Genomic DNA, 12,962 nt, shown 5'->3' on the forward strand with positions numbered 1-12,962 from the left:
TAACACAATTATATCAAATTAAGTGTTAAATCTGAAATGCATTACGTCACCATCTTGAACAACGTAATCTTTTCCTTCAAGTCTTAGCTTTCCAGCCTCTTTACATTTAGCTTCTCCACCTAAAGATACGAAATCCTCATAAGAGATAACTTCTGCTTTAATAAATCCTTTTTCAAAGTCATTATGAATAACAGCTGCTGCTTGAGGAGCTTTTGTATTTTTTCTAATAGTCCAAGCTCTAACTTCTACTTTTCCAGCAGTGAAGTATGATTGAAGACCTAACTTATCAAATGCTTTATGAATGATTTGTTCTAAACCAGATTCAGCAACACCTAAATCAGTTAAAAGCTCTTTTGCTTCATCATCATCCATTCCAACAAGTTCTTCTTCGATTTTAGCACAAAGAGTAATTACATCTGCATTTACTTCATTTGCATGAGCTCTTAATGCTTCAACATACTCATTTGTACCTTCCATTAAAGAATCTTCATCCATGTTTGCACCATAGATTACATCTTTATTTGATAAGAACCTTAACTCTTTGTCCATTTGAAGGAATAAATCATTTTCAATATCTTCAAAAGTTTTAACAGGTTGAAGATCTTCTAAATGTTTTAATAAAGCCTCCGCTACAACTAACATAGCTGCGGCTTCTTTAGAAGCTTTAGATTGTTTTTTTAGTTTTTCAATTTTCTTTTCACACTGAGTAATATCAGCATAAATAAGTTCTGTCTCAATAATTTCAATATCTCTAATAGGATTTACATCACCTTCTACGTGAGTAATATTTCCATCATCAAAACATCTAACCATGTGTAAGATAACTTCTACTTCTCTAATATTTGATAAGAATTGGTTTCCTAAACCTTCACCTTTACTCGCCCCTCTAACTAGTCCAGCAATATCAACAAAATCAATTGTTGAGTGTTGGATTTTATCTGGGTCAACGATTTTTGCTAATTCGTCTAATCTTTTATCTGGTACTGGTACGATTGCCTTATTTGGTTCAATTGTACAGAAAGGATAATTTTGAGCCTCTGCATTCTGTGCTTTTGTTAAAGCATTAAAAGTTGTTGATTTACCTACGTTTGGAAGCCCTACTATACCTACACCTAATCCCATTAATTAACCTTTATTTCTATTTTAAAAACGCAATAGTACTTTAATTTTGATTAATCTTCAAATTAATAATTTAAAATATAACCACTACCATAAATACTATCAATAATATCTACAGGTAATTTTTTTCTTAATCTTTTAACCAAGTTTCTAATACTAGCATCGTTTACATTGTTTTCAGTATTCCATACATATGAAGAAATCTCTTCTGGTTTTACAATTTGATTTTTCTTATTTAATAATAACTCAAATAAGATTCTCTCATTTTTAGTTAAATCTACAATCTTATCTTTAAAGAATAGAATTCTAGACCTAGCATCCCAGTAACATTTATTGTTAATTACAACTTTATCTTCATCATTAACTGTATCATTTTTTAATCTTTCAAAAGAGTTTTCAATAACTTCTTTAAACTCATTTCTATTGATTGGCTTAATTAAATAATCCACAAGATTTAATTTAATAGCTTCAAAAAGATACTCTTTATGAGAGTGTGCACTTAAAACTATAATTGGCGTAGTTTGGTCAACTTCTCTAATCTTTCTTATAACTTCTAAACCATTTAATTGTGGCATAGTAATATCAAGAAGTAAGATATTTGGCTTCTTATCTTTATATAAGTTAAGAGCCTCTAACCCATCACTTGCTTCATAAATCTTATCGAAATACTTCTCTAAATATAAAACGTAATTCTTTCTTACGCTTTCATCATCCTCTGCATATAATACTGAATAACTATTTTCCATGTTAATTCCTAATATAGTTTTATTTTACTTTACAAGCTAAGTTTTTTTCTATTAATTTTCTATCTAAATATACTTGGTCTGATTGAATTTCATCAATCGAAACTGTAGCTGTTCCAGTTTTTCTTAATACTACACCTGTAGCTAAGTTAGCAAATTCAACTGAATCATAAATAGAGTTGTTTAACCCCAATGAAAATCCAATTGATGCTAATACAGTATCACCAGAACCTGTTACATCAAATACTTCTAATGGAACAGTTGGCATTACTGATAGTTTGTTCTCTCTTAATACTGCAATTCCCTCTTCTGCTAAAGTTATAATTGCATGTTCTGTCTCAAACTCTTTTTGAATAGCTTTTAAAGCATCTAATAACTTATCATCATTAGAGATTTCTATGTTTGTTACAGCTTGGGCTTCTTCTTTATTTGGAATAATTAAAGTAGCACCTTTGTATTTTGTATAATCACTTCCATATGGGTCAACGATTGTTTTAACATTGTTCTTATTTGCATAAGCAATAATTTTTTGAGTAAAATCTTTAGTTAAAACACCTTTTCCATAATCTGCTAACAAAATTGCATCGTATGCTTTTATTTTTTCAACTAATTTAGAGTAAAGACTTTTTACATTATCAAAAGAGATATTGTTTTTACTTTCATGGTCAAATCTAAATACTTGAGAGTTACCAGCGACAATTCTAGTTTTTTTAGATGTCTTTCGTCCTTTTTGTTCAATCAAAAAAGATTTTGTTTGAATTTCATCTAAAAGATGCTTTAAAAGTTTCGCATTGTCATCATTACCAACAACAGACATTACACTAACTTTTGCACCTAATGAAGCAAGGTTTCTTATAACATTACCTGCACCACCTAAAACTGACTCTTCTTTTGTTACATCAACAACAGGGATAGGAGCGTCTGTTGCTATTCTGTCACAAGACCCCATAAGGTATGAATCAATCATTAAGTCACCAATAACTAAAACTTTAGGTTTTTTCTCAATATTTATCATTTTTTCTCCTAATGAAAATATACTATAACATTATTTAATATTCTTTAAAAACTCAAGAGTCATTCTAACTCCTGCACCACTTCCACCAAATGGATTATATCCCCAAGCCTTCTCGACATAGGCAGGTCCAGCGATATCATGGTGTACCCATTTATCTTTATTTTCTTTTGAAATAAATTTTTCTAAGAAAATTCCCGCTGTAATCGAACCTCCATATCTAGTGTTTGCAATATTATTTATATCTGCAACCTCAGATTTGATTGTTTTCTTTAAAAATCTATTGAAGTGTAAAACAGTAGCATATTCACCTGCTTTTTCTGCATTATCTACAACTTCTTGAGCTAATTGATTATTATTTCCCATGATACCAGAAGTATATTCACCTACTCCAACTACACAAGCACCAGTTAATGTTGCATAATCAAAAAGATAATCAATATTTTTAATCTCATCTTGAGCATAACATAAACAATCAGCTAATACTAGTCTTCCTTCTGCATCTGTATTTTTAACTTCAATAGTAGTTCCATTTTTAGCTTTTAATACATCATCAGGTTTATAAGCATCTCCACCAATCATATTTTCAACAGCACCAACAATACCATGAACTTCAAAAGGAAGCTGTAGTTTTGAAATAACACTCATTATTCCAAGAACTGCACAACCACCACTTTTATCTGATTTCATAGTTGTCATAAAATCTGCTGGCTTTAATGATAATCCACCAGAATCATATGTTAAACCTTTTCCAACTAATACTATTTTCTTCTTAGCATTTGATGGTTTATATGATAAATGAATAAGTTTAGATTCATGTCTTGACGCTCTACCAACACTTAGCATTGCATTCATTCCATTTTTTTCTAAATATTTTTCACCATGAATTACACACTCTAGTTTTGTTTCTTTAGCGATATCTTTTGCTTCTTTTGCCATAACATCTGGATAGAAATCATCTGGTGTAGTATTTACCATATCTCTTGTTTTATTTACAGCTTTTGCAATCTCTAAAGACTCTTCAAAACTATTTTTAATAGTTTTTGTAACTTTTTCAATACAAAAGTTTAGCTCTTTTTCTTTCTCTTTTTTCTTTTCAGATTTATATTTATCAAACTTATAAGCACCAAGAGCAGCACCTTCAACTAAAGCTTTTAAGCTCTCTTTTTCAACTTTAACTTTTGCACTTGTAAATTTTGTTGAGTTAAATTTTTTAACAGCAGTTGCAATTGCAATTGCTAAAGAGTCATAATCATTAGCTTCACAACCAACAAAAATCTTTCTTGATTCAGGAAGTAAAACTGATACTTCATCTTTTGCTTCAAAACCTAAATTTTCTAAAATCTCTTTTTCTTTTAAATTTTTAATAGAATCTACAATTATAATTTCTAAATCAGTATTTACTTTTTTTATATTTTTTTCAATTAAATTTAATACCATTTATTTCTCCTTTTTCTTTGTCATTACATGGAAATAGTAAACTATACTTCCACCAATCAATAATGCGAATGGTAAAGCATAATACCAGTGTTCTTTTAACCATTTTAAAACAATTAAAATCTCTTCACCAAAGTACCAAGTTGGAACAATAGTAATAGCTGCCCAACACCAAGCACTAATAAGATTGATAAAAGCAAAAGTCTTTGCACTATATCTTGTTAGTCCAATTGAGATTGGAATAATTGTTCTCATACCATACATATATCTTTGAACAAAAATAATCGGCCAACCATATTTTTGTAATAAAATATGAGCTAAGGCAAACTTTCTTCTTTGACCTTTAAACTTTCTATGAACATAAGACTTATTAAATCTTCCAGTATAAAAATAGATTTGGTCACCAACAAAGCCACCAAGTCCTGCAATAAAAATTGCCATATACATATTCATATCACCAGTATGGGATAAAAGACCAGCCATAATAAGACCAGCTTCACCTTCTAAAATACTCCAAGCAAATAAAATTATATATCCATATGTTTTTAAAAGATAAACAAACCTATTTTCAATACCTTCTACAGGTGCTTGATAAAGGCTGTATCCTAAAAAAACTACAAATAAAGCTACTACTATAAAAAGTATTTTTCCTGCATTATTTCTTAAAAACTCTTTCATTCCTAGCCTTATTTAGTCAAAGTGTAAAATTTCTTTAGCTTGAACCATATCCTTATCACCTCGACCAGAAAGACTAATAATCACAGTCTTACCTTGTAACTTATCTTTTGCTTTCTTTAAATATGCAATTGCATGAGCAGATTCAAAAGCAGGAATAATTCCCTCTTTTCTACTTAACCATACAAAAGCATCCATAGCTTCATCATCTGTAACGGAATCATACTGAACTGATTTATTATCTTTATGGAAAGAGTGTTCAGGTCCAATTCCTGGATAATCAAGCCCTGCACTTATAGAGTGAGCTTCTAAAACTTGTCCATTTTCATCTTGTAAAAGATATGAACACTGTCCATGTAAAATTCCTGGTTTCCCTTTTTCTAGGGAACAACCATGTTTATCTGTATCTAGTCCTAAACCACCTGCTTCAATTCCCACACAAGTTACTTCTTCATCTTCTAAGAAGTGTGAGAACATTCCAATTGCATTTGATCCACCACCGATACATGCTAATACATAATCAGGAAGTTTTCCTTCTTTTTCTAAAATCTGTTTTCTAGCTTCATATCCAATAATTGCTTGGAAATCTCTAACCATTAATGGATAAGGATGTGGACCAGCAACAGTTCCAATAATATAGAATGTATCTCTTGCATTTGTTACCCAGTATCTAATAGCATCGTTCATTGCATCTTTAAGTGTTCTACTTCCAGACTCTACAGCGATAACTTTTGCACCAAGAAGTTTCATTCTAAATACATTTAACTCTTGTCTCTCAACATCTTTTGCACCCATAAAAACAGTACATTCTAAACCTAAAAGAGCTGCAATAGTTGCAGTGGCAACACCATGTTGTCCAGCTCCTGTTTCAGCAATTACTTTTGTTTTTCCTAATTTTTTAGCTAAAAGTCCTTGTGCAATTACATTATTAACTTTGTGTGCACCAGTGTGATTTAAATCTTCTCTTTTTAAATATACTTTTGCACCTATTTCTTCACTAACATTTTTTGCTAAGTATAAAGGGTTTTCTCTTCCTACATAATCTTTAAGTAAGTCATTAACTTCAGTCCAAAAACCTTTGTCAAATCTATATTTGTTATACTCTTCTTCTAACTCTTTTAAAATAGGCATTAAAGTTTCAGGAACATATCTTCCTCCAAACTCTCCGAAATGTCCATTTTCATCTGGATCAAATTTACTTTTCTTTGGTATATAAATGTTATTTTCTTTCATATCACTTCTTTAAATTTCTAATATTGAATATACTGGTGCATGCTCTTCTACTTTTTTTGCACCCTCTAAAAATGTTAAGTTTAATAAAAAACATACTTCAACTAAATCGGCATCAACATGTTTGATAAGTTTAGCAGCTGCATTTGCTGTTCCACCTGTTGCAATTAAATCATCAATCATTAATACTCTTGCATTTTTCTTTGGAAAAGCATCAAGATGAATTTCAACTTCGTCAAAACCATACTCTAATTCATATTTTTCACAAACTGTTGTACTAGGAAGTTTTCCTTTTTTTCTAACTGGAACAAAACCAACTTTTAATCTATCTGCTAATGCTGCACCAAAAATAAACCCTCTTGAGTCAATTCCTGCAACATAATCTAAATCATAGGATTTGTACCTTTGTTCTAAATGGTTCATTAAAGTTTGATATGCTTCTTTATTATTTAATAGTGTTGTAATATCTTTAAAAACGATCCCCTCTTTTGGGAAATCTTTGATATCTCTAATTGAATCATTTATTATTTTTTTCTCTTCTTGAGTTAATACCATATTAAATCCTAACATTATTTTTTACAAAGTGTAATTATTCTATCTAAAAAAATATTATGTCTGTATAATTTTATCTATATCCTTAATACTTTCACAAATATACTTAGCAAGTGACTCATTTTCATTAAATTTATGACCTGATTTAACTTGTATTGTATTTAGTATTCCTGCATTTTTAGCACATTTAATATCAGAATACTTATCTCCTACAAGCCATGAGTTTTCTAAATCAATATTGTAGTTTTCTAGTATCTTATCAATCATACCAGTTTTAGGTTTTCGGCAAAGACAGTTATCATCAGGACCGTGGGGACATAGTTCTACTTGCGATATTACAATTTCATTATTTCTGAACTCTTGTAACATCCATGAAGTTAGTTTTTCAAAATCTTCTTTTGTATAATAACCTCTTCCTATTCCTGATTGATTTGTTATTATAAAAAGTTTATAGCCTAAGTTTTGTACTTTCTTTAAAGAGTCAAATATTCCATCAATAAACTCAAAATCTTCTATTTTATATAAGTAGTTTTTCTCAACATTCACTACTCCATCTCTATCTAAAAAAACAGCTTTTGTCATCAGCAACCTTATATTAAGTCAAATGTTTCACTTTTTACACCCATCTCTTCTAATATTTTACAAACATTTCCTTTAGATGGTTCAATTGTAATAATTATACTAGACTCTGATAGTACTAAGCTTAGACACTCTTCTTTTTTGTCATTAAAAAGCATTTTTTTATCTTCAACTAGCCAATTTGACTCGTTTACACTTACACTATCAGTGATTTTTTCAATTTCTTGATTTATTAAATAGTAGCTTTGAACGGAGGTTATTACAGTAATTAAGTCTCTTTTTATTGTGGAAGCAAGAGCACTATCTCTTGTATCAATATATTTAGGAACTGCAAAAGAAGCAATAATACCAATTACAACAATTGCAAAAATAAGTTCAAGTAAGGAGAAAGCCTTTTTCATAATCAAACCTTATAATAAGATTTATTATTATGGCAAGTACTTTCTTAAATATAAATAACTTTAAATATTATAAAATATTAGGAACCTCAATATTTGCTTCTTTTTCTGTATCAGAAATAGATTCAAATACAACCTCAATAGGAGCATCATTAGAGTTTTCTTTATCAACAAATCTCGTAAACTGTTTTTGGAAGTCAAGTTTAACAGTACCAATTGGACCATTTCTTTGTTTACCAATAATAATCTCAGCTTCTTCTTCAGGCTTATTTACGAAAGTAGATTTATACTCTTCACCTTTGTCTTTAGCTTCTTTCTCTTTTCTTGCTTCATCTCTTTCTCTATATACATCATCCCTATAAACAAACATGATAATATCGGCATCCTGTTCAATAGCACCAGACTCCCTAAGGTCAGAAAGCATTGGTCTTTTATCAGGCCTATTTTCAAGTCCCCTGTTCAACTGAGAAAGTGCAATAACAGGGATTTTCATCTCCCTAGCAAGCATTTTAAGTCCCCTTGAAATATCAGAAACCTCTTGGTGTCTATCTTTATTTCCAGTTCCTTGCATAAGTTGAAGATAATCGATGATTACCATTGAAATTTTATTATCTTCATTTTGAGCTAGTTTTCTAACCCTTGCTCTTAACTGGTTAATATTAATACTACCACCATCATCAACAAAAAGTTTTTTCTGGTTTAAATCTTCAAAGGCTCCTGTTAAGTTTGCCCATTGATTATCATCCATATCACCTTTTCTTAGGTTTTGTAAAGGGATTGAAGTTTTTGCAGCAAGCATCCTTAACATAAGTTGTTCTGCTGGCATTTCCAGAGAGAAAAAGATAACACCTTTTCCTGCTTCAACATTGGCTAAAGCCATATTTAAAACAAGCGCTGTTTTACCCATAGCAGGTCTTGCAGCTAAAATTACAAGGTCACCTTCATTAAATCCAGTTGTTCTTTTATCTAAATCATAAAATCCAGTTGTTTGCCCTGTTAAGTGAGTATTTCCTAACTCTTTCATTTTCTTTATGTATGAAAGAGTATCAGAAGTAATAGTTTCCATCTCTTTTAGCTCAGAAGTTGCACTATCTGTAGAGATTTTATAAAGTTCGCCTTGAACTGTGTCTAAAGCATCATTTGCACTTACTTCATCTTCTATTGCAACTTTTTTAATTGTTGTTGCAAGAGTTGCTAGTTCTCTTTTTACAGAACCATCTTTTATTTCTCTTACATAAGCTAAAGTATTTGTAATTGGGTTAGCAGAAAGTATTTCAAGTAATATTGAATCATCAACATCTTTAGAATCAACTCTTTTTTTAATAAATTCTTCATCAATTGGCATTGACTCATCATGAAGTTTTGACATTACTTCATAGATTTTTTGATGTGCAGGTAAATAGAAATCTTTTGGTTTTAAAACACCTAAAATATCTTCTAATTCCTCTGGATTAAAAAGAACTGAACTTAAAACTGCTCTTTCAATATTTATACTATATACACTATCCACTAATTATTACCCTCTTTCTTTGCTTCAAATTCTACTTCTTTTAAAAATCTATCTAATAATTGGTCTGTTGGAAGTTTTGCTATAGTCTCACCTTTTTTGATGATTAGCCCAACTCCTTTTCCATATGCAATCGCAACATCAGCAGCTTTTGCTTCACCTAAAGCATTTACAACACATCCCATAACAGATACATTTAAAGGTGTTTTAATATGCTTAGTTTTCTCTTCAACTTCTGCAACAGCACTTACTAAATCAGCTTCAATTCTTCCACAAGTCGGACATGAAATAATATTTAAGCCCTCTTGTACAAGTCCTGCATCTTTTAGTATTGCTCGCCCTACTTCAATCTCTTTTTCAAGCTCACCTGTCATAGACACTCTTAAAGTATCACCAATACCATCAAGAAGTAAACTTCCTAGTGCAATTGAAGATTTTATAGTTGAGTGAAACTGTGTTCCAGCTTCTGTTACCCCCAAGTGGAAAGGATAATTATTCATAGGTCTTAGCATTCTATATGCTTCAACTGTTCTTTGAACATCACTAGCTTTTAATGATACTTTAATATCATCAAAACCTAAATCCTCTAAATACTTAATATTATAGTCCGCACTTTCTACCATACCACGTGCTGTTTGGCCATATTTGTCTTCAAATTGTGACTCTAAAGAACCACAGTTTACCCCAATTCTAATTGGAAGATTTCTTTGTTGACAAGCCTTTACAACCTCTGTAACCCTTTTTTTATCTCCTATATTTCCAGGATTAATTCTGATACAGTCTACCACTTCTGCTGCTATTAATGCTAATTTATAGTTAAAATGTATATCTGCAACTAGTGGTAAAGAAGTTTGTTCTTTAATAGCTTTTAATGCATTTGCTGCTTTTAAGTCAGGAACTGCAACTCTTACGATGTCTGCTCCTGCAAAGTGCAATGCTCTAATTTGTTCTACGGTTGCTTCCACATCGGAAGTCTTACTATATGTCATAGATTGAACTGATATTGGAGCGTCTCCTCCAATAGCAACATCACCTACGAAAATCTTTTTTGTTGGATATCTTTTTACATTGTTCATAATAGAAAGAATTCTAGCAAAAAAAGATTAATATCTCTTAAACTTTTATTTTAGAAAAACTAAGATATAATTGCGCCATATTATAAATATAAGGATATTTATGCAAGAGTTTACTGCATTTGATATAATAATCTTAAGTATTACTGTTTTATTAGGTCTTAAAGGCCTTATGAAGGGCTTTATAAAAGAGGTTTTTGGTTTAGTTGGAATAATAGGTGGTATTTTTGTTGCATCTAGGCTTTCTGAAAATATTGGTGGTATTATTGCACCTATCTTAGCCTTAGAAAATGGTTCAACTATTAAACTTATTGGTTTTATCGTAGGTCTTATTGGTTTTTGGATTATTCTTTATGTTGCTGGAATTATAATCAGTAATATCTTCTCTGCAAGTGGACTTGGAATCTTTGATAGAATTTTAGGATTCTTATTTGGTAGTGCAAAAATATTCTTTATATTCTCAGTAATTACTTATGCTGTTTATCAAATTGAGTCATTTAGAAACCTTTTAGATGAAAAAGTTTCTACTTCAATAACTTTCCCTCTTCTTGTAAAAACTGGTGATTTTATTATTAAACTAGACCCAGCTGACTTTACTAAAAAAATCGAAGAAAAACTTCCTTCAAATGAAGATGGTGAAAAAGTAAATATCTCTGAAGAAGCAAAAAAGACTTTTGAAGAGTTAAAAACAACAACTAATGAAACAATTGAATCTACAAAAGAAGCAGTAAACAAAGAGATTGAAAAAGCAACTAAAGAAGCTACAGAAAATATTGTTAATTCAATTTCAAATGAAGAAAATACAACTAATACGGAAAAAGGAAATTAATATTGTTTGAAAATAAATATATACAACAAAGAATAGAAAAAGCTAATGTTTTAAGAGAGTTAGGGGTAAACCCATATGCAAATGATAGTGCAAGAAATACAACTATTAGTAAATATTTAAATGTAAATACAGATATTTTCCAAAAAGAAGATAAAAGAGATGAAAATAGACACTATACAGTTGCAGGAAGAATTAAGTTCTTCAGACTTATGGGTAAAGCATCTTTCTTAAAAATTGAAGACGAAAGTGGAATTCTACAAATTTATGTAGCAAGAGATAATCTACCAGAAGGTTTCTATAACAATATTTTCAAAAAGAACATTGAGGTTGGGGATATCATTGAAGTATCAGGATACCCATTTATCACTGGAAAAGGTGAGTTATCACTACACGTACATGATTTAACAATTTTAACAAAATCTATTTCTCCACTACCAGAAAAATACCATGGTATCCAAGATAAAGAGTTAAGATATAGACAAAGATATTTAGACTTAATCATGAACTCTCAAGTTAGAAAAACTTTCCATATTAGATCAAAGGTTATCTCTCTTACTAGAAGATTCTTTGAAGATAAAGGTTTCTTAGAGGTTGAAACTCCAATGATGCACCCAATTCCAGGTGGAGCAAACGCAAAACCTTTTGTTACTCACCATAACGCATTAGGTGTAGATAGATTCTTAAGAATTGCACCAGAGTTATATTTAAAAAGATTAATTGTTGGTGGATTTGAAGCAGTATTTGAAATCAACAGAAACTTTAGAAATGAAGGTATGGATGCAACTCATAACCCAGAGTTTACTTCTATTGAGTTCTATTGGGCTTATAAAACATATAAAGACTTAATTGATATTACAAAAGAGTATTTTGAGTATCTATTTGAGCACTTAGATTTACCAATGACTCTTCCATATGGAGATGTTGAAATTGACTTTACTAAGTTTTCTGAAGTTCCATTAATTGAATCACTTACAACTATTGGTGGAGTTCCTGCTGATATTACAGAAGATAAAGATAAAATTATTGCATTTATGAAAGAGAAAAACCTTGAAGTAAATGAAGCTATGAATTTAGGTCAATTACAAGGTGAACTATTTGATGAGTATGTTGAAGAAAAACTTATCAACCCAACATTTATTACTGAATATCCAGTTGAAATTTCACCATTAGCTAGAAGAAATGATGAAAAACCTCATTTAACTGATAGATTTGAGTTATTTATTGCAGGAAAAGAGATTGCAAATGCATTCTCTGAGCTTAATGACCCATTAGACCAACTTCAAAGATTTGAAGGTCAAATTGCAGCTAAAGATGCTGGTGATGACGAAGCACACGAAATGGATGAAGACTTTGTAAATGCATTATCTTATGGTATGGCACCTTGTGCTGGTCAAGGTATTGGTATTGACAGACTTGTAATGATGTTAACAAATGAGCACTCAATTAGAGATGTATTATTATTCCCTGCTATGAAACCAATCAAACATGAAATTGATTTACATGCAGAAGAAGACGAAGACGAAAAATAAATATTAAAGAAGGACTTGAAATGAGCTACATAACAGAAGCAAGACTAGAACAAGCAGATAAAGAGATTTTTGATATCGTAGAAGCAGAATTAGAAAGACAAACAACACACTTAGAGATGATTGCAAGTGAAAACTTCACATCTCCTGCTGTGATGGAAGCAATGGGTTCTGTATTTACTAACAAGTATGCAGAGGGTTATCCATATAAAAGATATTATGGTGGATGTGAATTTGCTGACAAAGCTGAGCAATTAGCTATTGACAGAGCTTGTGAAATCT

Annotated in this window: 13 protein-coding genes and 1 pseudogene; 3 read left to right on the plus strand and 11 right to left on the minus strand. The window is 30.6% G+C overall.

Going from position 1 to position 12,962, the window contains the following annotated elements; all coding sequences use genetic code 11:
• Positions 1 to 18: 18 nt before the first annotated feature.
• The 11 genes from ychF to ispG form a co-directional block, all read right to left on the minus strand.
• Complete coding sequence (gene ychF, locus CRV02_RS06895) at positions 19 to 1,122, minus strand: redox-regulated ATPase YchF (protein WP_129089707.1); 1,104 nt, start codon at positions 1,120 to 1,122, stop codon at positions 19 to 21.
• Between the two features lie 62 nt (positions 1,123 to 1,184).
• Complete coding sequence (locus tag CRV02_RS06900) at positions 1,185 to 1,865, minus strand: response regulator transcription factor (RefSeq protein ID WP_129083098.1); 681 nt, start codon at positions 1,863 to 1,865, stop codon at positions 1,185 to 1,187.
• 19 nt (positions 1,866 to 1,884) lie between these two features.
• Positions 1,885 to 2,877, minus strand: a complete 993-nt coding sequence (gene rfaE1, locus CRV02_RS06905; RefSeq protein ID WP_129089708.1) for a D-glycero-beta-D-manno-heptose-7-phosphate kinase — start codon at positions 2,875 to 2,877, stop codon at positions 1,885 to 1,887.
• Positions 2,878 to 2,907: 30 nt separating this feature from the next.
• Entirely contained in the window at positions 2,908 to 4,314 is a 1,407-nt protein-coding gene (locus CRV02_RS06910) for a leucyl aminopeptidase (protein ID WP_129089709.1), read from the minus strand.
• A complete protein-coding gene (locus CRV02_RS06915) occupies positions 4,315 to 4,989 on the minus strand; it encodes a DedA family protein (RefSeq protein ID WP_129083095.1) in 675 nt (224 codons plus the stop codon).
• A 12-nt stretch (positions 4,990 to 5,001) separates the two neighbouring features.
• The gene (trpB, locus tag CRV02_RS06920; RefSeq protein WP_258239248.1) at positions 5,002 to 6,219 is read right to left on the minus strand and encodes a tryptophan synthase subunit beta; all 1,218 of its coding nucleotides are present in this window, start codon (positions 6,217 to 6,219) and stop codon (positions 5,002 to 5,004) included.
• A gap of 9 nt (positions 6,220 to 6,228) precedes the next feature.
• On the minus strand, positions 6,229 to 6,771 hold the full coding sequence (locus CRV02_RS06925; RefSeq protein WP_129083094.1) for an adenine phosphoribosyltransferase: 543 nt from the start codon (positions 6,769 to 6,771) through the stop codon (positions 6,229 to 6,231).
• Positions 6,772 to 6,825: 54 nt separating this feature from the next.
• Entirely contained in the window at positions 6,826 to 7,350 is a 525-nt protein-coding gene (gene gmhB / locus CRV02_RS06930) for a D-glycero-beta-D-manno-heptose 1,7-bisphosphate 7-phosphatase (protein WP_129089710.1), read from the minus strand.
• An 8-nt stretch (positions 7,351 to 7,358) separates the two neighbouring features.
• The gene (locus CRV02_RS06935) at positions 7,359 to 7,748 is read right to left on the minus strand and encodes a type II secretion system protein (RefSeq protein ID WP_129089711.1); all 390 of its coding nucleotides are present in this window, start codon (positions 7,746 to 7,748) and stop codon (positions 7,359 to 7,361) included.
• Between the two features lie 67 nt (positions 7,749 to 7,815).
• Positions 7,816 to 9,255: a replicative DNA helicase gene (locus CRV02_RS06940; RefSeq protein WP_129089712.1), complete on the minus strand. Its 1,440-nt coding sequence runs from the start codon at positions 9,253 to 9,255 to the stop codon at positions 7,816 to 7,818.
• Positions 9,255 to 10,328, minus strand: a complete 1,074-nt coding sequence (gene ispG, locus CRV02_RS06945) for a flavodoxin-dependent (E)-4-hydroxy-3-methylbut-2-enyl-diphosphate synthase (RefSeq protein WP_129089713.1) — start codon at positions 10,326 to 10,328, stop codon at positions 9,255 to 9,257. Before ispG ends, CRV02_RS06940 begins: the two co-directional genes overlap by 1 nt.
• A gap of 100 nt (positions 10,329 to 10,428) precedes the next feature.
• Here ispG and CRV02_RS06950 point away from each other — a divergent pair, with 100 nt between their 5' ends.
• The 3 genes and pseudogenes from CRV02_RS06950 to glyA all read left to right on the plus strand — a co-directional run.
• Positions 10,429 to 11,154: a CvpA family protein gene (locus tag CRV02_RS06950; protein ID WP_129089714.1), complete on the plus strand. Its 726-nt coding sequence runs from the start codon at positions 10,429 to 10,431 to the stop codon at positions 11,152 to 11,154.
• Positions 11,155 to 11,156: 2 nt separating this feature from the next.
• A complete protein-coding gene (gene lysS / locus CRV02_RS06955; RefSeq protein ID WP_375137084.1) occupies positions 11,157 to 12,683 on the plus strand; it encodes a lysine--tRNA ligase in 1,527 nt (508 codons plus the stop codon).
• A 20-nt stretch (positions 12,684 to 12,703) separates the two neighbouring features.
• Positions 12,704 to 12,962 (plus strand): annotated as a pseudogene (gene glyA, locus CRV02_RS06960) (serine hydroxymethyltransferase); the annotation flags it as partial.

This window comes from Arcobacter sp. CECT 8989 (genome assembly GCF_004116715.1).
Classification (GTDB): Bacteria; Campylobacterota; Campylobacteria; order Campylobacterales; family Arcobacteraceae; genus Halarcobacter.

Coding starts and splice junctions, on each gene's coding strand:
- CRV02_RS06950 (WP_129089714.1), top strand. CDS start 10,429: ATGCAAGAGTTTACTGCATTTGATATAATAATCTTAAGTATTACTGTT.
- ychF (WP_129089707.1), bottom strand. CDS start 1,122: ATGGGATTAGGTGTAGGTATAGTAGGGCTTCCAAACGTAGGTAAATCA.
- trpB (WP_258239248.1), bottom strand. CDS start 6,219: ATGAAAGAAAATAACATTTATATACCAAAGAAAAGTAAATTTGATCCA.
- CRV02_RS06925 (WP_129083094.1), bottom strand. CDS start 6,771: ATGGTATTAACTCAAGAAGAGAAAAAAATAATAAATGATTCAATTAGA.
- CRV02_RS06910 (WP_129089709.1), bottom strand. CDS start 4,314: ATGGTATTAAATTTAATTGAAAAAAATATAAAAAAAGTAAATACTGAT.
- CRV02_RS06935 (WP_129089711.1), bottom strand. CDS start 7,748: ATGAAAAAGGCTTTCTCCTTACTTGAACTTATTTTTGCAATTGTTGTA.
- rfaE1 (WP_129089708.1), bottom strand. CDS start 2,877: ATGATAAATATTGAGAAAAAACCTAAAGTTTTAGTTATTGGTGACTTA.
- ispG (WP_129089713.1), bottom strand. CDS start 10,328: ATGAACAATGTAAAAAGATATCCAACAAAAAAGATTTTCGTAGGTGAT.
- CRV02_RS06915 (WP_129083095.1), bottom strand. CDS start 4,989: ATGAAAGAGTTTTTAAGAAATAATGCAGGAAAAATACTTTTTATAGTA.
- gmhB (WP_129089710.1), bottom strand. CDS start 7,350: ATGACAAAAGCTGTTTTTTTAGATAGAGATGGAGTAGTGAATGTTGAG.
- CRV02_RS06900 (WP_129083098.1), bottom strand. CDS start 1,865: ATGGAAAATAGTTATTCAGTATTATATGCAGAGGATGATGAAAGCGTA.